The sequence below is a fragment of the uncultured Thiohalocapsa sp. genome (genome assembly GCF_913063425.1).
Classification (GTDB): Bacteria; Pseudomonadota; Gammaproteobacteria; order Chromatiales; family Chromatiaceae; genus Thiohalocapsa.
Genome location: NZ_CAJXYK010000009.1, coordinates 124,992 through 144,193 on the forward strand (window position 1 = coordinate 124,992; position 19,202 = coordinate 144,193).

The following is a 19,202-nucleotide window of genomic DNA, read 5'->3' on the forward strand; positions in this document are numbered from 1 at the left end:
AGGTGTCCACGGGGCGGTACCGGTCTCCGCAGCAAGCATGTTCGGTTTTGGACGTAAGCAACGCGCGCTCGTCGGCGTGGATATCAGCTCCACGGCGGTGAAGCTCATCGAGCTGTCGCAGACCGCCGGCACGGCGGCGGAGCTCTATCGCGTGGACGCCTTCACCGTGGAGCCGCTGCCGGTGAACGCGGTGGTCGAGAAGAAGATCTCCGACGTGGATGCCGTCGGTCAGACCATCCAGCGCGCCGTGGCCAAGTCCGGCACCAAGACCAAGCGCGCCGCCTGTGCGGTGGCCGGCTCGGCGGTGATCACCAAGGTCATTTCCATGGCCGCCGCTCTGTCGGACGCAGAAATGGAGACCCAGATCCAACTGGAGGCGGATCAGTACATTCCCTATCCGCTGGAAGAGGTCAACATCGACTTCGACCTCATCGGGCCGTCGCCGAACAACCCGGACATGGTGGACGTGCTGCTGGCGGCGTCCCGGCGCGAGAACGTCGATGACCGGGTGGCCGTGCTGGAGGTGGCGGGCCTCACCGCCGAGATCGTCGATGTCGAGGCCTACGCCATGGAGAACGCCTGTGCGCTCCTCCTCGGTCGCTTCGACGACGAGCGCCAGGACCAGACCGTCGCCGTGGCCGACGTCGGCGCCACCACCACGACCCTGCACGTGCTGCACGACGGCAAGACGGTCTACACGCGCGAGCAGAACTTCGGCGGCAACCAGCTGCTTGACGAGGTGGAGCGCCGCTATGGCCTCGCCCGGCCGCAGGCGCTGGAGCGGCTGGAGGAGAACCGCCTCCCCGAGAACTTCGCCACCGAGGTGCTGGGCCCCTTCAAAGAGGCGCTGGCGCAGCAGATCGCCCGGGCGCTGCAGTTCTTCTACTCCGCCAGCGCCTTCAACCGCACCGACCAGGTCGTGCTCGCCGGCGGCGCCGCCCGCATCGAGAAGCTCGACGAGCTGGTGGAGGAGCGGCTCGGCTTTCCGGTGTCCGTGGCCAACCCCTTCGCGCCCATGGCCGTGGGACCAGGCGTGGACCCGGAGGCCCTGGCCAAGGCCGCGCCGTCGATGATGATCGCCACCGGGCTCGCCCTACGCGCATTCGACTGACCGCGCATTCGACTGATATGGCACGCATCAACCTACTCCCCTGGCGCGACGCCGAGCGCCGTCGGCGGCAACGCAATTTTTTCCTCGCCACCGGCGCCGCCGTGGGCGTGGTCCTGCTGGCGGCCCTGGGCGTGCGGATGCAGTTCGAGAGCATGATCGATGCGCAACAGACCCGCAACCAGCTGTTGGAGCAGGAGATCGGCCGGCTCAACCAGCGCATCAAGCAGATCGAGCGGCTGGAAGAGACCAAGGCCGACCTGCTCGCGCGCATGAACGTCATCCAGCAGCTCCAGGAAAGCCGACCGGAGGTGGTGCACCTGTTCGATGAGCTGGTGGCAGCCATTCCCGACGGTGTGTTCCTCACCGGCATCAACCAGAGCGGCAACCGGGTCGAGGTGGAAGGGCGTGCGCAGTCCAATGCCCGCGTCTCCGCCTTCATGCGCAACATCAATGCGAGCGCCTGGATTGCCAATGCCGAGCTGCTGGTGATCGAGAATAAGGATCAGACCGGCACCGGCTTCAGTCACTTCCGGCTCAGCTTCAAGCAGCAGCGCCTGGAGCCGGAAGCGGGTGAGCGGCGTGCCGGGCTGCCGCCCGCGGCCGCACGGGGTGCCTCCCGGGGCGCCGCGGGCGCCGGCTGACGGTCCAACGCCGCAACGCACCGGAGACCGACCGTGGACCTCAGCGACCTCAGCGAGCTTGAGCTCAGCACCATCGGCGAGTGGCCGACCCCGGCCAAGGTGGTCGTGGTGCTGGTGCTCTGTGCCGCCATCGGCTGGGCCTGGTACTACTTCATCACCAAGGATCAGATCGCGCGGCTGGAGCGCGTCGAGGCGGAAGAGCTCAAGCTGCGCGAGACCTTCGAGGACAAGCAGGACAAGGCCGCCAACCTGGAGGCCTACGAGCAGCAGCTCGCCGAGATGGAAGAATCCTTCGGCGCCATGGTGCGCCAGCTGCCGGACCGCACCGAGGTGGCCGGGCTCCTGGTGGACGTGTCGCAGACGGGGCTCGCGGCGGGGCTGGAGTTCGAGCTGTTCCAGCCCGCCGGCGAGCAGAACAAGGACTTCTATGCGGAGCTGCCCATCCGCATGCGCGTCAACGGCCGCTACCACGAGTTCGGCCGTTTCATCAGCGGGCTCGCGGCACTGCCGCGCATCGTCACCATCCATGACGTGAGGATCACGTCGCCGGGCCAGCGCGGCGATGATCTCGGTGCCGATGCCCGCCTCAGCATGGAGGCCACCGTCAAGACCTATCGTTACCTCGAGGAGGCGGCGGTGCAATGAGCAGCGCGCCCCGCTCCGGCGCCCCGCTGCTTCCAGCGCTGCTGGCGGCGACGCTCGCCGGCTGCGGTCAGCCGAATCTGGACGAGCTTCAGGGTTACGTGGAGCGGGTCAAGGCGCGTCCGCCGCAGCCCCTGGAGCCCATTCCGGAAGTGCCGCAGGTGGACACCTTCGTCTACGAGCCCGGCAACCGGCGCGACCCCTTCGTGATGGACGACCGCACCGCCCAGGCCACCATGCCGCAGCAGAGCACCGGTGTCGCCCCCGATCCGCTGCGCCGCCGCGAAGAGCTGGAGCAGTATTCATTGGACGCCCTGCGCATGGTGGGCACGCTGGAGCAGAACGACACCCGCTGGGGGCTCATCATGTCACCGGACGGGGTGCTGCATCGCGTGCGCGTGGGCAATTACCTCGGACAGAACAACGGGCAGATCACCCAGATCAGCCCCGAGGGCATTGCACTGACGGAGATCGTCGGCGAAGGCCCGGGCAGCTGGCGGGAGCGCGAGGCCAGCATCTCCCTCAGGCAGCAATAACCGCCGCGGAGGCACCCAGACAGCATGTGTCCGACACTTCCCTCCAGCCCTTCTCCGCCCAGCCGCGGGCTTGGACGCCTGTTTCCCCTGCCGCGGGTGCGCCGGGCGACCGGCCGCCGCATCGCCGGCATGCTGGCACTTGTCGGCGCCTGCTGGCTCCCCCCGGCGGGCGGCGCCGTGCTCCAGGACGTGGAGTTCGCGTCCCTGCCCGGCAATCAGGTGGAGATCGACCTGGTCTTCTCCGGCAGTGTGCCGACGCCCCAGGATTTCGCCACCGAGAATCCGGCGCGCATCGCCATCGATTTCCCCGGCGCCAACAGCGGGCTGGATCGTGGGTCCATCCCCATCGGTCTCGGCGTTGCTCACAGCATCGTCGCCGTGGAGGCCAGCGACCGCACCCGGGTGGTCATCAACCTGAACGACTCGGTGCCCTATGAGCTTGAGACCCGCGGCAACCGGGTGACGGTGTCGCTGAACCCGGACCGCCCGGCGCCGGTGCCCACCCAGGCGCGGCGCGTCGCCGCAACCGCCGGGGCGCGGCCGGTCCAGCGCCAGGCGCAGCGGGGCAGCGTTAAGGACATCGACTTCCGCCGCGGCGCCGGCGGTGAGGGGCGGGTGCTCATCACCCTGCCGTCCGCCGACACCCAGGTGAGCGTGCGCCAGGAGGGCCAGGACGTGATCGTCGACATTCCCAACACGGACCTGCCGCAGCGCCTGTTCCGTCGCCTGGACGTGGTGGACTTCGCCACACCGGTCACCGCGGTGGAGTCGCGCGGCATCAGCGGCGACGTGCGCGTGGATGTGAAGACGGCGGATCAGTTCGAGTATCTCGCCTACCAGACAGATAATCTGTTTACGCTGGAATTCCGCGCCCTGACGCCGGCGGAACGGGAGCAGCGCGAGCGCGAGAAGATCGTCTACGACGGCGACAGGCTCTCGCTCAACTTCCAGGACATCGAGGTCCGCGCCGTGCTGCAGCTGCTGGCGGACTTCACCGGGCTGAACCTGGTGGCGAGCGATACCGTGCGCGGCAACATCACACTCAGGCTCAAGAACGTGCCCTGGGATCAGGCGCTCGACATCATTCTCAAGACCAAGGGCCTGTCCATGCGCCAGACCGGCAACGTGATCATGGTGGCGCCGACACAGGAGATCGCAGCCCAAGAGAAGCTGGAGCTCGAGTCCCGGCAGCAGATCCAGGAGCTGGCGCCGCTGCGCTCGGAGTTCATCCAGGTGAACTATGCCAAGGCGGCGGACTTCGCGGCCCTGCTCAAGTCCGAGGAGAACAACCTGCTGACGGCGGAGCGCGGCAGCGTCACGGTGGACGAGCGCACCAACACCCTGCTGGTGCAGGACACGGCGGCCAAGCTGGAAGAAGTCCGCCGGCTGGTGAACCGCCTCGACGTGCCGGTACGGCAGGTCATGATCGAGTCGCGGGTGGTGATCGCCAACGACGATTTCGCGCGCGACCTCGGCGTGCGCTTCGGGCTCTCCACCTCCATGGGGCGGTTCCGGGACAACGAGCTGCTCATCGGCGGTGGACGGCCGGGTTATCAGCCCCCGGCGGATTTCAATGCGGGGCCCTTCGGCCAGAGCATTGAGGAAGAAACGGACGCCGAAGGGAATCCCGTCTTTCCGCGCTTCAACTCCATCGTCGAGTTCCCGGAGGGCAGCAACTACCCGGCCCTCATGGTGAACCTGCCCGCCAACGCCAACCCCGCGGGCGCCTTCAACTTCATGCTCGGCAAGGTGGGCTCGCACCTGATCCAGCTGGAGCTCTCGGCCATGCAGCGGGAAGGTCGCGGCGAGGTGGTGTCCTCACCACGGGTGGTGACCTCGGACCAGAACGAGGCCGTCATCAAAGTCGGCACCGAGATTCCGTACCAGGAGCAGACCGGCGGCGCCGGCGGCGGCACGGCGGTGGCCTTCAAGGAGGCGGTGCTGAAGCTGGAGGTGACGCCGCACATCACCCCTGACGACCGCGTGATCATGGACCTGGCCGTGAACAAGGACCAGCCGAATTTCGCCAACACGGTGCTGGGGGTGCCGCCCGTGGACACGCGCTCCGTGACCACCTCTGTGCTGGTGGACAATGGCGAGACCGTGGTCCTCGGTGGTGTTTACGAGCGTGACAAGAGCTTCTCCAAAGAGCAGGTTCCCTGGCTCGGAGACGTGCCCGTGTTCGGGCGCCTGTTCAAGAACGAGCAGCGCCAGGACAACAACTCCGAGCTCCTGATCTTCGTCACGCCGAAGATCCTGAAGAGCGACCTCGCCACGCGCTGAGGCGGCCGGCCGGCGTGTCCGGCGCGCCCGCCGCGGCACGCATCGGGTCACCCGCCGCGGCCCGGAGCTGCCGCCGGACAATGGCCGCTGCCCTTGCCCGTGGCCGCCAAATCTGGCATACCTGCCGGCCATGATACGACCGCAGAACATCTTTCTCGTCGGCCCCATGGGGGCCGGCAAAAGCACCATCGGCCGCCAGCTCGCACAGTCTCTGGGCTACGAGTTCCAGGACAGCGACCAGGAGATCCAGCGCCGCACCGGCGTGGACATCGCCACCATTTTCGAGTTCGAGGGCGAAGAAGGCTTCCGCAACCGCGAGCGCACCGTCATCGAGGAGCTGGCACAGCAGGACAACATCGTGCTGGCCACCGGCGGCGGCGCCGTGATGGTGGCGGAGAACCGCCAGCAGCTTGCCGCCCGGGGCCTGGTCATCTACCTGCATTGCAGCCCGGAGCAGCAGTACGCCCGCACCGCCCGGGACCGCAGCCGCCCGCTGCTGGACACGGATGACCCGCAGCAGAAGCTCAGGGACCTGATGGCCGAGCGCGAGCCCGTGTATCGGCAGGTGGCGGACATGGTGGTGTCCACCGAGCGCCGCGGCACCTCGTCGGTGGTGAAGGAGATTCGCCGGCGCCTGGAAGAGGAAGACCTCTGACGTGGCGACTCCAGACTCAAGCCCTGACTCGGCTGTACCCAGCGACAGCGGCCGGGCGCCGACGGGCGCCCGGCGCCTTGAGGTCGATCTGGGCGAGCGCAGCTATCCGATCCTGATCGGCCCCGGACTCCTTGCGCAGCCCGCTTGCTGGCAACCCCATGTGCGCGGCCGGCAGGTGCTGGTGGTGAGCAACGACACCGTCGCGCCGCTCTATCTCGAGGCCGTGGAGGCGGCCCTTGCCGGCTTCGATCTGCATCGGGTGATCCTGCCGGACGGCGAGCAGTACAAGGATCTCGACACCCTGAACCGCATCTTCGACGCGCTGCTCGAAGCCCGCCTCGGCCGGGACGTCATCCTGGTGGCCCTGGGCGGCGGCGTGGTGGGCGACATGGCGGGCTTCGCCGCCGCCTGCTACCAGCGTGGGGTGGCCTTCATCCAGGTGCCCACCACGCTGCTCGCACAGGTGGACTCCTCCGTGGGCGGCAAGACGGGCGTCAACCATCCGCTGGGCAAGAACATGATCGGCGCCTTCCACCAGCCCCGGGCCGTCATCGCCGATACCGATACGCTGCGCACCCTGCCGGAGCGCGAGCTCGCCGCCGGCCTGGCGGAGGTGGTCAAGTACGGGCTCATCCGCGACCCGGCCTTCTTCGACTGGCTGGAGGCGCACCGCGAGCACCTGCTCGCCCGTGACGCGGATGCGCTGGCGGAGGCCATCGAGCGCTCCTGCCGCAACAAGGCGGCGGTGGTGGCCGCCGACGAGCGCGAGGCGGGCCAGCGGGCGCTGCTGAATCTGGGTCACACCTTCGGCCACGCCATCGAGGCGGGCATGGGCTACGGCGTCTGGCTGCACGGCGAGGCGGTTGCCGCCGGCATGGTGCTGGCGGCCGAGCTGTCCGCCCGCCTCGGCTGGCTGGACGCTGCCGACGTGTCCCGGGCTCGGGCGCTGCTCGCGGGCTTCGGCCTGCCGGTGGACCCGCCGGCGGCGCTGTCCGTCGAGCGCTGGCTCGCGCTCATGGCCGTGGACAAGAAGGTCCAGGGCGGGCGCCTGCGACTGGTGCTGCTGCACGGCATCGGAAGGGCGGTGGTGACGGCGGATTTCGACCCGGCCGTGCTGCGGGCGTTGTTGGCGGACATCGCCGGCGCCGGGGCAGGGGCCTGAGCTCGCCTGCGACGCCGGGTTGTCGCTGGTGTGGTGGCCCCGGTGGCATGCCGGACGCGGACCCCACTGTGCCTGTCCGCCAAGCTCGGCACCAAAGCTGTGCACGCCGCAGATCCGCTGCGCCAGTCTGGTACTCTCCGCGTCGGGCAACTGCCCCTTGCGCCGCTTCCTTGCTGGCACAGCATCTGCTAAGCCGCTATGATGGCCGGCCCGGCGTGCGGTTCATCGCACCACCGCGTCACCCGCAGGCCCCGCGTGGTCCGCTCCCCGAGTCCGGCCCCACCGATGCGCCCGGTGCGCCGGGCGGTTGCCCCCGCGGTGCCGGCGGCGCACCGCGGCCGACCGTCGAAACCATGTATTCCCGGACGGCATCTCAATCGAAATCGGAACTTCCTGGGGTGGAAGGCGACTGATCACGGAATCACAATCCACCCAAGCCGGTCCGGTAACTGACCACCAGGCGACTACGAGGTCCCAAGCCATGAACCTTCGTGCCTATCCAGCGGCGCAGGGGCTCTACGACCCCGCCCACGAGCGCGACGCCTGCGGTGTCGGCTTCGTCTGCGACATCAAGAATCGCAAAAGCCACCGCATCGTGCAGCAGGGCCTCGAGATCCTGGAGCGCCTCACCCACCGCGGTGCCGTGGGCGCCGATCCCAAGGCCGGTGACGGTGCCGGCATCCTGGTGCAGATCCCGGACGACTTCTTCCGCGCCAAGGTGGACTTCGATCTGCCGGCGGCCGGCCACTATGGTGTCGGCATGGTCTTTCTGCCGAAGGACGCCGCCGCCCGCGCCGACATGGAAGCGACAGTGCAGCGCCGGCTGGAAGAGGGCGGCCAGACCATCCTCGGCTGGCGCGACGTGCCGGTGGACAACGCGGACCTCGGCGCGAGCGTGCTGCCCACCGAGCCCGTGGTGCGCCAGGTGTTCGTCGCCTGCGGCGACAACTGCCCGGATCAGGACGCCTTCGAGCGCAAGCTCTTCGTCATCCGCAAGCGCATGGACAACGAGATCCGCGCCGCCGGCTATGACAAGACGGCCTACTACGTCGCGTCCATGTCCTCGCGCACCATCAACTACAAGGGCATGCTGCTCGCGGGCCAGGTGGGCAACTACTACCTGGACCTGAAGGACGAGCGCTTCGCCTCCGCGCTGGCCCTTGTGCACCAGCGCTTCTCCACCAACACCTTCCCCACCTGGGACCTTGCGCAGCCGTTCCGCATGATCTGCCACAACGGCGAGATCAACACCCTGCGCGGCAACGTCAACTGGATGGCTGCACGCCGGCACACCATGCGCTCGGAGGTGCTGGGGGAGGACCTGGACAGCATCTGGCCGCTGATCCCCGAGGGCCAGTCGGACTCCGCCTGCTTCGACAATGCGCTGGAGCTGCTGGTGATGGGCGGCTATTCACTGGCCCACGCCATGATGCTGCTGATTCCGGAGGCCTGGTCCGGCAACAAGCTCATGGACGAGAAGCGCCGCGCCTTCTACGAGTACCATGCGGCGCTGATGGAGCCCTGGGACGGCCCGGCGGCGGTGGCCTTCACCGACGGTCGGCAGATCGGCGCCACGCTGGACCGCAACGGCCTGCGCCCCGCCCGCTATCTGGTGACCCATGACGACATGGTGGTCATGGGCTCAGAGATGGGCGTGCTGGACATCCCCGACGAGCGCATCGCCAAGAAGTGGCGCCTGCAGCCCGGGCGCATGTTCCTGATTGACCTGGAGCAGGGGCGCATCATCGACGACGCCGAGGTCAAGGCCGAGCTCGCCGATGCCCAGCCGTACCGCGAATGGCTGGGCCGCACCCAGATCCATCTGGATTCGCTGCCCACCGACGTCGCCCCAATGGCCCCGGAGGCCAGCGTGCTGCTGGATGCCCAGCAGGCCTTCGGCTACAGCCAGGAGGACATCAAGTTCCTGCTCACCCCCATGGTCGTCTCCGGGCAGGAGGCCGTGGGCTCCATGGGTGCGGACAACCCGCCTTCAGTGCTGTCCTCGCGCTCCAAGCACCTGTCCACCTACTTCAAGCAGAACTTCGCCCAGGTCACGAACCCGCCCATCGACCCCATTCGCGAAGAGCTGGTGATGTCGCTGGTGTCGCTCATCGGCCCGCGGCCGAATCTGCTGGGCCTGGACGAGGCCGGCCAGCACTGGCGCCTGGAGGTGAACCAGCCCATCCTGACGAATGAGGACCTGGAGCGCATCCGCCACATCGAGGACAACTCCGGTGGCGCCTTCCGCACCGAGACCCTGCACATGGTCTATCCGGCCGGGGAAGGCGCCGAAGGCATGGCCCCGGCGCTGGACCGGCTGTGCCAGGAGGCCGAGCAGGCGGTGCTGGAGGGGCACAACATCCTGATTCTGTCGGACCGCCACACCAACGCCGACTACATCCCGATTCCGGCGCTGCTGGCGACCTCCGCCGTGCATCACCATCTGATCCGCCGCGGCCTGCGCACCAGCTCGGGGCTCGTGGTGGAGACGGGCGCGGCGCTGGAGGTGCACCATTTCGCGACGCTCGCGGGCTACGGCGCCGAGGCCATCAACCCCTATCTGGCCTTCGACACCATCGCCTCCCTGCTGGACAGGCTGCCGCACGACGGCGGCAAGCTGGACTTCGAGGAGGCCCAGTCCCGCTACATCAAGGCCGTCGGCAAGGGCCTGAAGAAGGTCATGTCCAAGATGGGCATCAGCACCTTCCAGAGCTATTGCGGCGCGCAGATCTTCGACGCCGTAGGCCTGAACCACTCATTCGTCGCCAAGTACTTCACCGGCACCGCCAGCATGGTGGAGGGCATCGGTCTCGCCGAGGTGGCCGAAGAGGCGGTACGCTGGCACAAGCGCGGCTATGGCAATGAGCAGATCCTGCGCAAGCACCTGGATGTGGGCGGCGACTATGCGTACCGGCTGCGCGGTGAGGATCACGTGTGGTCGCCGGAGACCATCTCGAAGCTCCAGCACGCCACCCGCGCCAACGACGCCAAGACCTACGCCGAGTACTCCAAGCTCATCAACGAGCAGAACGAGAAGCTGCTCACCTTCCGCGGTCTGATGGAGCTGAAGTGGGCGGATGAGCCGGTGCCGCTGGACGAAGTCGAGCCCGCGGCGGACATCGTCAAGCGCTTCGCCACCGGCGCCATGTCCTTCGGCTCCATCAGCTATGAGGCGCACTCGACGCTGGCCAAAGCCATGAACCGGATCGGCGGCAAGTCCAACACCGGCGAGGGCGGCGAGGAGCCGGAGCGCTTCCTGCCGCTGCCGGACGGCAGCCGCAACCCGGAGCGCTCCGCCATCAAGCAGGTGGCCTCCGGGCGCTTCGGCGTGACCGTGGAGTATCTCGTCAACGCCGACGACATCCAGATCAAGATCGCCCAGGGCGCCAAGCCCGGCGAGGGCGGCCAGCTGCCGGGTCACAAGGTCAATGCGCAGATCGCGCGGGTGCGGCACTCCACGCCCGGCGTGGGGCTCATCTCGCCGCCGCCGCACCATGACATCTACTCCATCGAGGACCTGGCGCAGCTCATCCACGACCTGAAGAACGCCAACCCCATGGCGCGGATCTCGGTGAAGCTGGTTTCGGAAGTCGGCGTCGGCACCGTCGCCGCGGGCGTCTCCAAGGCCCATGCGGACCACGTGACCATCGCCGGCTACGACGGCGGCACCGGCGCGAGCCCGCTCACCTCCATCAAGCACGCGGGCTCGCCGTGGGAGATCGGCCTCGCCGAGACCCACCAGACCCTGGTGCTGAATCGCCTGCGCGGGCGCATCGCGGTGCAGGTGGACGGCGGCATGCGCACCGGGCGCGACGTGGTCATCGGCGCGCTCTTAGGTGCCGACGAGTTCGGCTTTGCGACGGCGCCGCTCATCGTCGAGGGCTGCATCATGATGCGCAAGTGCCACCTCAACACCTGCCCCGTCGGCGTGGCCACGCAGGACCCGGAGCTGCGCAAGAAATTCACCGGCCAGCCCGAGCATGTGGTGAACTTCTTCTTCTTCATCGCCGAAGAAGTCCGCCAGATCCTGGCCAGGCTCGGCTTCCGCAGCCTGAACGAGGCCGTCGGCCAGATGGATCGCCTGGAGATGCGCCGCGCCATCGAGCACTGGAAGGCCAAGGGGCTCGACTTCTCGCGCATCCTGACCAAGCCCGACGTGCCCGACACCGTGGCGCTGTACAACAGCGAGACCCAGGACCACGGCCTCGACAAGGCCCTCGACCACAGCCTGAGCCAGCAGGCGGAGCCCGCATTGGAGCGCGGTGAGCCTGTGCGCATCGAGACCGAGGTCAAGAACTTCAACCGCACCGTCGGCACCATGCTCTCGGGGCGGGTCGCCGAGCGCTATGGGCATGCGGGCCTGCCGGACGACACCATCTACGTCAAGGCCCGCGGCATCGGCGGGCAGTCCTTCGGCGCCTGGCTCGCCCACGGCGTCACCATCGAGCTCGAAGGCGAGGCCAACGACTACGTCGGCAAGGGCCTCTCCGGCGGGCGGCTCATCATCTACCCGCCGTCGGATTCCGGCATCGACAAGGCCGAGGACAACATCATCGTCGGCAACACCGTGCTCTACGGCGCCATCAGCGGCGAGGTCTACTTCCGCGGCGTCGCCGGCGAGCGCTTCTGTGTGCGCAACTCCGGTGCCATGGCAGTGGTGGAAGGCGTCGGCGACCACGGCTGCGAGTACATGACCGGCGGCGTCATGGTCTGCTTAGGCCCCACCGGGCGCAACTTCGCCGCCGGCATGTCGGGCGGCGTCGCCTATGTGCTGGACGCCGACGGCAGCTTCGCCGATCACTGCAACCAGGCCATGGTGGAGCTGGAGCCCATCGCCGCGGAGGACGCCGCGCTGGAGCACCTCGACCACCAGGGCGGCGACCTGGAGTCCCACGGCTTCGTGGACGTGAGCCACGACATGACCCGCTTCGATGAGATCCGCCTGAAGCAGTTGATCCTCAAGCACAAGCACTACACCAATTCGGACGTGGCCCGGGCCATCCTCGACGACTGGGACGCCAACCGGCCCAAGTTCGTCAAGGTCATGCCCGTGGACTACCGCCGCGCGCTGGAGAGTATGCAGGCCCAGCAGAGCCGCCCGCCGGGCGCCACCACGCCGAATCGATCCAAGCCGACCCTTCGGTCCTGACGGAGGACGCAAGTCATGGGTAAGCCAACCGGATTCATGGAATACGACCGCGCCGAGATGGCCTATGAGCCGGCGGCGGACCGCGTCGTGCACTACAACGAGTTCGTGCTGCCGCCGTCCGACGAAGAGATGGCGGTGCAGGGCGCGCGCTGCATGGACTGCGGCATCCCCTACTGCCATCAGGGCTGTCCGGTGAACAACATCATCCCGGACTGGAACGACCTGGTGTATCAGCAGGACTGGGAGTCGGCCATCGAGGTGCTGCACAGCACCAACAACTTCCCGGAGTTCACCGGGCGCATCTGCCCGGCGCCCTGCGAGGCCGCCTGCACGCTCAACATCGACGACAAGCCCGTGGCCATCAAGGCCATCGAGCGCGCCATCGCCGACAAGGCCTGGGAAGAGGGCTGGGTGCGCCCGCAGGTGCCCGAGCACCGCACCGGCAAGCACATCGCCGTGGTGGGCTCCGGCCCCGCCGGGCTCGCCTGTGCGCAGCAGCTCGCCCGCGCCGGCCATGCCGTGTCGCTCTACGAGAAAGAAGACCGCATCGGCGGCCTGCTGCGCTACGGCATCCCGGACTTCAAGCTTGCCAAGAAGATGATCGACCGGCGCATGGCGCAGATGCGCACCGAGGGCGTGGAGTTCCACACCCATTGCCACATCGGCGTGGACATCCCCATGGCCGATCTGATGGACGATCACGACGCCGTGGTCCTCGCCGGTGGCAGCGAGAAGCCCCGCGACCTGGATGTGCCCGGGCGCAGCTACGCCGGCATCCACTTCGCCATGGACTTTTTGCGCGCCAACTCCAAGCGCGTGCAGGGCGTGAGCGTGCCGGACGAGGACTTCATCAGCGCCCACGACAAGCACGTCATCGTCATCGGCGGCGGCGACACCGGCTCCGACTGCATCGGCACCAGCAACCGCCACGGCGCCAAGTCCATCACCCAGATCGAGATCCTGGACAAGCCGCCGGAGAAGGAAGACAAGGGCCTCACCTGGCCCAACTGGCCCAACAAGCTGCGCACCTCCTCCTCCCAGGAGGAAGGCTGCGACCGCCACTGGAACGTGCTGACCAAATCCTTCGAGCACGACGGCGAGGGCAACGTCAGCGCGCTGAACTATGTCCTCGTGCGCTGGGACAAGGACGAGGACGGCCGCTGGCAGATGTCCGAGGTCCCGGGCTCCGAGGCCCAGTTCAAGGCCGACCTGGTGCTGCTCGCCATGGGCTTCGTGCATCCCGTGCACGAGGGCATGCTCGCCGAGCTCAAGGAGGCCAAGGGCCTGGAGCTCGACGCCCGCGGCAACGTCAAGGGCAGCACCGAAGGCCCCAAGGCCTACTACACCAACGTCGACGGCGTCTTCGCCGCCGGCGACATGCGCCGCGGCCAGTCGCTGGTGGTCTGGGCCATCCGCGAGGGGCGCCAGTGTGCGCGGGCGGTGGATGAGTGGCTGATGGGGACGACCGATCTGCCGCGGTGAGGGCGGCTAGCGGCACGGAGCCTTGAGCGACGAAACTGGAAAGCGGCCCAACGGCCGCTTTTTTTGGTGTGTTGCTGGCGCAAGTCGAATCTCGCAACGGACAAGAGGTACGGTGCGCTGCCCGACGCGAACCCTTTGTCGGGCTTACCCCGGCCAATCACTTGGCGCGATATGCTTGCCGGTGCAGACCACCAGGTGGAAACGCTCACGGCGCATCCCGCCATTGATGTTGCTAGGGCCAGAGTGTTCGAAACGGCTTGCCAGAGTATATCCACACCGATATATTCATCCTCCATGAAGCCCGTCAGATTTGTCGGCGACTCCCTCAAACGCCTGCGCGAATTTCCAAAGGACGCACGACAGGACGCCGGTTACCAGATCGAGCGGGTCCAACGCGGAGATCAACCGGTCGATTTCAAGCCGATGCCCAGTATCGGTCGCGGCGTCGAAGAGATCCGCATTCGAGACCGATCAGGCAGCTTTCGGGTCATCTACACGGCCCGATTGCGCGACGCCATCTACGTACTGCATGCGTTCCAGAAGAAGACCCAGACAACGGCCAAGAGCGACATCGAGCTGGCCCGAGGCCGATTCGAACGCCTAGCGCAAGAGAAATCATGAGCGACACCGAGATCGAAACCTTCGACAGCGTCTGGGATGCCATCTCCCAGACACCGTCGGAAGCGGCCAATCTGAGACTGCGCGCCGACCTGATAACCCAGATCAGCGCCGTCATCGACGAGCGCGGCTGGACTCAGCGAGAGGCCGCCGAACACTGCGGCGTATCTCAGCCGAGGATCAATGACCTGCTGCGAGGACGCATCTCCCGCTTCTCCCTCGATGCACTCGTCAACATCGCTGCCGCACTCGGGACCAGAGTGCGGGTGCAACTTGATGCTGCTTGATCCCCGTGGTCTGCACCCGCTTCATCTGCGATGGCGGGCGACTGAGCGTGAACACGGTAATTGAAGGCCCCCCCGGTTTGCAGGAAGATTGAGGGAAATAGACGGGTTCTTGGGAATCGAAGTCCTGGAACAGGGATGCGGGAGGTAGGGAAGTTGTGAGCCACGCGCGCCCCCAAGGGGGGAGAGACGGAGCGGATCGGCGGCGTGTGGAGGTATGTCGGATGGCGCGCGCGATGGTATGCCTGGCGTAGCGCTCGGCATCGTGTCCGCGGCGCGGGGCGGCAGGCGCAAGCAGTCGTTGGTAGACGAGCGCCGGGTTGAGGCCGGTTTCGCGTGCAGCGCAGACCCATCCCCATTCGCGGGTGGATTCGGAGCGATCGACGCCGGGTGCGGGTGCTGGTGCGCACGCGATGTTGGCCGTCGGCTTGGCGTGAGCGGCGGATTGCAGAACGGGTGTCGGGTCCCAGGCACAGGCGTGCGGGCTTGGCCGCTGGAGGACGTTGACCCACTCGCCGCCGCGCTTCCAATTTTTCATTCCGGCGAGGCGTCCGAGGTGCTCGCCGGAGCCTGAGCCGGGGGCGGCGCCGATGCGGGGGATGAGCCAGCGCTGGACGTGGCAGCGCTGCTGCTCGTCGAGGGCGCAGGTCAGGTGCAACCACTGATGGCAGCCGCCGAGCACGGACGTGTGCACCACCAGGGTGGCATATTTCCTGGCAATACGTTGCGCCATAGGGACAGGGACATCGTCGAGAAACACCTTTGGCCAGGGAAGGTCTCGTGCGGGGCGCACGTAGATATCGGCCTGTTGAACGTTGTGGACTCTGGCGAACGCGAGGGGGAGCTGATCGAGGGGGCGGTCGGCGGTCCACAGCATCGCCCCGTTGAGCGTGCGCACCGCCAGGTCGGCCCGCTTGATGCCGGCTTGGTGTCAGGCGTCGAGCATGGTGGCGGTGTGGGGATCGACCAACTCCACGCTGCGCAAGTCCCAGCGGGCATAGGCGACGTGCACGTGCTCCAGCATGCAGTCCAGCGGTGAATTCCTGGGTCTGCATCGCCGCGCCGTTATCGCTCATCACTGCCCGGGGCAGCCCACGCTTCTGCAACGCCTGCCCGAGGCCATGCACCAGGGTCTCGGCGGTTTCATCCAGATACCACTGCAGATGGCAGATCAGGCGGGAGTGAGCGTCGATGAGCGCCAGCAGCAGCGGTGTGGCCCAGATCCCGGCGCGGGTCCGCACCTTGCGCGACCCATGGTGGAAGTCCAGATACCATAGGGCATGGACATGCTCGGCCTCGTAGCTGCGCACCTCGCAGGCCTCCAGGCGCCGGGCGGCCTGCTCGGCACCGCGGGTGCGGCGCGGATTGACACGACGCCGGTGCAGTCCGGTGCGCTTCATGAAGCGGCGCACGGTGGCGTAGGAGGGTAACGGCCCCAGGCTGTCGTCCTCGGCCGCCAAGGCGGCGAGGTTGTCGTAGTGCAGCTGCACCGTCCAGCCAGGGTGTTACCGGTACTGGGCGCACACCACCTCGATCAGCTGCGCGGTGAGGCCGCGTTGCTGCCCGGCATCACGCCGCCGCCGCCGGCGCAGCGCCGCCACCGGATCCTGCGCGTCGCGGGCGAGGTAGTACCAGCGCTCCGAGGTGGCAAAGCCGAACCGCAGCGGCAGGCCCGTCACCGGATGGCGCCAGTCCTTGGCCGCCAGCGCCTTCAGCCGCACCCCCAAGTCTCCCGGCGGCGGTGGATCGGCCAACAACGGGCCGATGATGGCAAAGCGCAGCCGCGCCCAGCCATCAGGGTCCGAGTCACGTTTCTCCCCGGGCATTCGCGTCTCCCCCTGGTGCTGAACAACAAGACCAGAAGCCTAAGGAGCCGCCCGGGCGGGGGCGATCACATCTTCTGCGGGTCGGCGCTCACCCTCAACGAGCCGGTCGCTGTCGTGACCGGGGAGATCAACAGCGCGCTGTGCAGCCGACCGCCGCAGCCACAGCCGCGGGCACGGACCTCCTCGGCGAGCGACTCGTCGATCCGCGTCAACAACTGGTAGAAACTGGTGTCGATGAGAAAGGCGTGACACACTGGATCGATCTCTCTCGTCATTTGCGTAACTTGGAGACAGCCCCCTCGCACGACTTTCGTCAAGTTGTTTGCGGGGGTTTTTCGTTCTCCCTCACCGAATCTGATCAGAATCCCGGCAGATCCCCTCAGAAAGTCTGCTCACTCTCACTGCCCGAGTGCCTCGTCGGCGATGTGCAGGGTCGGGATCGGCACCGGCGGCTTGGCTGGCGGTGTCGGTTACCGCAGCACTTCGTCGATGTTGTCTGCTTTCAAACTCTGCCGAAACCAGCGCAGCAGTGAATCCGGGTCCGCGTTTTGAACTTGTGTCCGGACCTCATCCGAAACTGGGCCGAATTTCTCTTCCAGGAGCAGCAGGAGCATGTGCGCCTCGCCGAGCTGGATGCCTCTGCGCTCACCTTCGCCATGGACTTTCTGCGCGCCAACTCCAAGCGCGTGCAGGGCGTGAGCGTGCCGGACGAGGACTTCATCAGCGCCCACGACAAGCACGTCATCGTCATCGGCGGCGGCGACACCGGCTCCGACTGCATCGGCACCAGCAACCGCCACGGCGCCAAGTCCATCACCCAGATCGAGATCCTGGACAAGCCGCCGGAGAAGGAAGACAAGGGCCTCACCTGGCCCAACTGGCCCAACAAGCTGCGCACCTCCTCCTCCCAGGAGGAAGGCTGCGACCGCCACTGGAACGTGCTGACCAAATCCTTCGAGCACGACGGCGAGGGCAACGTCAGCGCGCTGAACTATGTCCTCGTGCGCTGGGACAAGGACGAGGACGGCCGCTGGCAGATGTCCGAGGTCCCGGGCTCCGAGGCCCAGTTCAAGGCCGACCTGGTGCTGCTCGCCATGGGCTTCGTGCATCCCGTGCACGAGGGCATGCTCGCCGAGCTCAAGGAGGCCAAGGGCCTGGAGCTCGACGCCCGCGGCAACGTCAAGGGCAGCACCGAAGGCCCCAAGGCCTACTACACCAACGTCGACGGCGTCTTCGCCGCCGGCGACATGCGCCGCGGCCAGTCGCTGGTGGTCTGGGCCATCCGCGAGGGGCGCCAGTGTGCGCGGGCGGTGGATGAATGGTTGATGGGGAGCAGTGACCTGCCGCGGTGACGGGGGGCGCGGCAGGGAGGCCGGGGACGACTGAGAAAGCGGCCGGAGGGCCGCTTTGTTTGTGTAGCCCACTCTCCATGATCGTCGAGCCGCTTGACATGAACGTCCTGCCTGGTAAGTGGGAAGATCTTGTTGCGAAACGTCCGAACAAGCAAGGCAGCATCGAACCGATCTCCCAGAGAACCCGCCATGAGCTCAGAACTGCGGACTATCGAAGCGTTGCTCCCCGGACTCTCCCCAGGTGACAAGGCGCAGTTGCTGCAATGGCTTGCCCAGGATCTCGGCGGAACCACGCCCGGCATCGAGAAAACGCCCGCTGTCTGCGGCGGAGCAGCACGCATTGTGCGCACACGTATTCCGGTGTGGATACTGGAGCAGGCGCGTCGATTGGGAACCAGCGATGCGGACATCCTTCGGTGCTACCCGACGTTGACGGCCGAGGATCTCGCTAACGCCTGGAGCTACGTCAGAAGACGACGCACGGAAATCGAGCGAGATATCGCCGACAACGAGGCCTGACCCAGTGGCGCGGCGTTACGGCAACGGAAACTTCCCGCTGCCGGTTGTCCAGGCGCTGCGCAAGCGAGGGCACGATGTCCTAACGATTCAGGAAACGGGCAACGCGGGGGCGCTTTGCCCGACACCGAGGTTCTGCGCTTCGCGACGGCAGAAAACCGCACCGTCCTGACCCTGAACCGAAAGGACTTCATTCGCCTGCATCAGCAGTCGCCGATCCACGCTGGCATCATCGTGTGCACCTTCGACCCGGATTTCCCGGCCCAGGCCGAGCGCATCCACCAGGCGATAGCAGCCGCTGGTGATTTGGTGGGCAAGCTCCTGCGCGTCAATCGGCCTCGGTAACGCCACGGACAGGCACGACGAATCCGTCCGTAGAGCAAGAAAGGGTACGTCCACTGAACCGCGCGAGACCTGCTGCGCTTGGTGCACTCTTTTCGCGAGGGCGTCGAGGAAGAAGAGCGCTGGCCGACGGCTGCGGAGTCCCTGCGCGAGGGCTGGCAGGACGCGCAGGCCGGTCGCGTGCGCGATGTCGACACCCTTTGGCATGGCATTGACGCCGAATGAGCAATGAAGGTTGGTTACACGGATGCCTTCAAACGACAGCTCAAGCGCCTGAGCCGGCGCTATCGGGGGATTTGGAGGGATGTGCAGCCGATCATCGACCAGTTGGCGGCCGGTGACACGCCGGGGGCGCGAATTCAGGGTATCGAGCATGTCCTGTACAAGGTCCGCGCGCCGAACAGCGACAGCAGCCGGGGCAAGCGCGGCGGATACAGGATCATTGACTTTTTGTGCACGCCCGGCGAAGTCGTGCTGGTGGCGATCTACTCCAAGGTCGATCAGGCAGACATCGGGCGGGACGAGCTGTTGACCATCATCGATGCCAGTCTCCGGGAGGACCCGCCATGAGCCCGGAGCTCCGGACGATTGAAGCACTGCTCC

General features: G+C 67.0%; 17 protein-coding genes and 2 pseudogenes. 16 read left to right on the plus strand and 3 right to left on the minus strand.

The annotated features are described in order from the left end of the window. The first annotated feature begins 37 nt into the window (after positions 1-37). The 11 genes from QZ607_RS07160 to QZ607_RS07210 all read left to right on the plus strand — a co-directional run bounded on the left by QZ607_RS07160 (position 38) and on the right by QZ607_RS07210 (position 14,566). Positions 38-1,111: a pilus assembly protein PilM gene (locus QZ607_RS07160; protein ID WP_295881267.1), complete on the plus strand. Its 1,074-nt coding sequence runs from the start codon at positions 38-40 to the stop codon at positions 1,109-1,111. Positions 1,112-1,128: 17 nt separating this feature from the next. After that, entirely contained in the window at positions 1,129-1,752 is a 624-nt protein-coding gene (locus tag QZ607_RS07165) for a PilN domain-containing protein (protein ID WP_295881268.1), read from the plus strand. Between the two features lie 33 nt (positions 1,753-1,785). Then, positions 1,786-2,397 (plus strand): type 4a pilus biogenesis protein PilO, encoded by a 612-nt coding sequence (locus QZ607_RS07170; protein ID WP_295881270.1) that lies wholly within the window; start codon positions 1,786-1,788, stop codon positions 2,395-2,397. Continuing rightward, complete coding sequence (locus QZ607_RS07175) at positions 2,394-2,930, plus strand: pilus assembly protein PilP (protein ID WP_295881272.1); 537 nt, start codon at positions 2,394-2,396, stop codon at positions 2,928-2,930. The genes QZ607_RS07170 and QZ607_RS07175 overlap by 4 nt, the downstream gene beginning before the upstream one ends. 129 nt (positions 2,931-3,059) lie before the next feature. Beyond that, entirely contained in the window at positions 3,060-5,213 is a 2,154-nt protein-coding gene (pilQ, locus tag QZ607_RS07180) for a type IV pilus secretin PilQ (protein WP_295881274.1), read from the plus strand. Between the two features lie 130 nt (positions 5,214-5,343). Further along, positions 5,344-5,868, plus strand: coding sequence for a shikimate kinase AroK (aroK, locus tag QZ607_RS07185; protein WP_295881276.1), 525 nt, complete (start codon positions 5,344-5,346; stop codon positions 5,866-5,868). Positions 5,869-5,956: 88 nt separating this feature from the next. Next, positions 5,957-7,030 carry a 3-dehydroquinate synthase gene (gene aroB / locus QZ607_RS07190; protein ID WP_295881323.1) on the plus strand — a complete coding sequence of 358 codons (1,074 nt, stop codon included), beginning with the start codon at positions 5,957-5,959 and terminating at the stop codon, positions 7,028-7,030. 481 nt (positions 7,031-7,511) lie between these two features. Continuing rightward, positions 7,512-12,179 carry a glutamate synthase large subunit gene (gltB, locus tag QZ607_RS07195; protein WP_295881278.1) on the plus strand — a complete coding sequence of 1,556 codons (4,668 nt, stop codon included), beginning with the start codon at positions 7,512-7,514 and terminating at the stop codon, positions 12,177-12,179. A 15-nt stretch (positions 12,180-12,194) separates the two neighbouring features. After that, the gene (locus QZ607_RS07200) at positions 12,195-13,661 is read left to right on the plus strand and encodes a glutamate synthase subunit beta (RefSeq protein ID WP_295881279.1); all 1,467 of its coding nucleotides are present in this window, start codon (positions 12,195-12,197) and stop codon (positions 13,659-13,661) included. A gap of 294 nt (positions 13,662-13,955) precedes the next feature. Continuing rightward, positions 13,956-14,282 carry a type II toxin-antitoxin system RelE/ParE family toxin gene (locus tag QZ607_RS07205; RefSeq protein ID WP_295881280.1) on the plus strand — a complete coding sequence of 109 codons (327 nt, stop codon included), beginning with the start codon at positions 13,956-13,958 and terminating at the stop codon, positions 14,280-14,282. Then, positions 14,279-14,566, plus strand: a complete 288-nt coding sequence (locus tag QZ607_RS07210; protein WP_295881281.1) for an XRE family transcriptional regulator — start codon at positions 14,279-14,281, stop codon at positions 14,564-14,566. The genes QZ607_RS07205 and QZ607_RS07210 overlap by 4 nt, the downstream gene beginning before the upstream one ends. Here QZ607_RS07210 and QZ607_RS07215 read toward each other — a convergent pair. The 3 genes and pseudogenes from QZ607_RS07215 to QZ607_RS07225 all read right to left on the minus strand — a co-directional run bounded on the left by QZ607_RS07215 (position 14,511) and on the right by QZ607_RS07225 (position 16,664). Next, positions 14,511-15,461 (minus strand): DNA-primase RepB domain-containing protein, encoded by a 951-nt coding sequence (locus QZ607_RS07215; RefSeq protein WP_295881284.1) that lies wholly within the window; start codon positions 15,459-15,461, stop codon positions 14,511-14,513. The genes QZ607_RS07210 and QZ607_RS07215 overlap by 56 nt on opposite strands. A 127-nt stretch (positions 15,462-15,588) precedes the next feature. Continuing rightward, positions 15,589-16,389: pseudogene (locus QZ607_RS07220) on the minus strand (IS481 family transposase); the annotation flags it as partial. A gap of 65 nt (positions 16,390-16,454) precedes the next feature. After that, complete coding sequence (locus QZ607_RS07225; protein WP_295881287.1) at positions 16,455-16,664, minus strand: hypothetical protein; 210 nt, start codon at positions 16,662-16,664, stop codon at positions 16,455-16,457. Positions 16,665-17,039: 375 nt separating this feature from the next. On the opposite strand from QZ607_RS07225, the pseudogene QZ607_RS07230 reads away from it, so the two are divergent. From QZ607_RS07230 to QZ607_RS07250, 5 genes and pseudogenes are all read left to right on the plus strand, one after another. Continuing rightward, positions 17,040-17,741: pseudogene (locus QZ607_RS07230) on the plus strand (FAD-dependent oxidoreductase); the annotation flags it as partial. A 189-nt stretch (positions 17,742-17,930) separates the two neighbouring features. Beyond that, entirely contained in the window at positions 17,931-18,260 is a 330-nt protein-coding gene (locus tag QZ607_RS07235) for a DUF433 domain-containing protein (RefSeq protein WP_295881290.1), read from the plus strand. Positions 18,261-18,374: 114 nt separating this feature from the next. After that, entirely contained in the window at positions 18,375-18,602 is a 228-nt protein-coding gene (locus QZ607_RS07240) for a DUF5615 family PIN-like protein (protein ID WP_295881292.1), read from the plus strand. A gap of 78 nt (positions 18,603-18,680) precedes the next feature. Then, positions 18,681-18,824 carry a hypothetical protein gene (locus tag QZ607_RS07245; RefSeq protein ID WP_295881294.1) on the plus strand — a complete coding sequence of 48 codons (144 nt, stop codon included), beginning with the start codon at positions 18,681-18,683 and terminating at the stop codon, positions 18,822-18,824. A gap of 3 nt (positions 18,825-18,827) precedes the next feature. Beyond that, the gene (locus tag QZ607_RS07250; RefSeq protein WP_295881297.1) at positions 18,828-19,169 is read left to right on the plus strand and encodes a hypothetical protein; all 342 of its coding nucleotides are present in this window, start codon (positions 18,828-18,830) and stop codon (positions 19,167-19,169) included. Positions 19,170-19,202 lie beyond the last annotated feature (33 nt).

Coding starts and splice junctions, on each gene's coding strand:
- QZ607_RS07205 (WP_295881280.1), top strand. CDS start 13,956: ATGAAGCCCGTCAGATTTGTCGGCGACTCCCTCAAACGCCTGCGCGAA.
- QZ607_RS07225 (WP_295881287.1), bottom strand. CDS start 16,664: ATGACGAGAGAGATCGATCCAGTGTGTCACGCCTTTCTCATCGACACC.
- gltB (WP_295881278.1), top strand. CDS start 7,512: ATGAACCTTCGTGCCTATCCAGCGGCGCAGGGGCTCTACGACCCCGCC.
- QZ607_RS07210 (WP_295881281.1), top strand. CDS start 14,279: ATGAGCGACACCGAGATCGAAACCTTCGACAGCGTCTGGGATGCCATC.
- QZ607_RS07160 (WP_295881267.1), top strand. CDS start 38: ATGTTCGGTTTTGGACGTAAGCAACGCGCGCTCGTCGGCGTGGATATC.
- aroK (WP_295881276.1), top strand. CDS start 5,344: ATGATACGACCGCAGAACATCTTTCTCGTCGGCCCCATGGGGGCCGGC.
- QZ607_RS07235 (WP_295881290.1), top strand. CDS start 17,931: ATGAGCTCAGAACTGCGGACTATCGAAGCGTTGCTCCCCGGACTCTCC.
- QZ607_RS07175 (WP_295881272.1), top strand. CDS start 2,394: ATGAGCAGCGCGCCCCGCTCCGGCGCCCCGCTGCTTCCAGCGCTGCTG.
- QZ607_RS07165 (WP_295881268.1), top strand. CDS start 1,129: ATGGCACGCATCAACCTACTCCCCTGGCGCGACGCCGAGCGCCGTCGG.
- QZ607_RS07200 (WP_295881279.1), top strand. CDS start 12,195: ATGGGTAAGCCAACCGGATTCATGGAATACGACCGCGCCGAGATGGCC.
- QZ607_RS07250 (WP_295881297.1), top strand. CDS start 18,828: ATGAAGGTTGGTTACACGGATGCCTTCAAACGACAGCTCAAGCGCCTG.
- pilQ (WP_295881274.1), top strand. CDS start 3,060: ATGCTGGCACTTGTCGGCGCCTGCTGGCTCCCCCCGGCGGGCGGCGCC.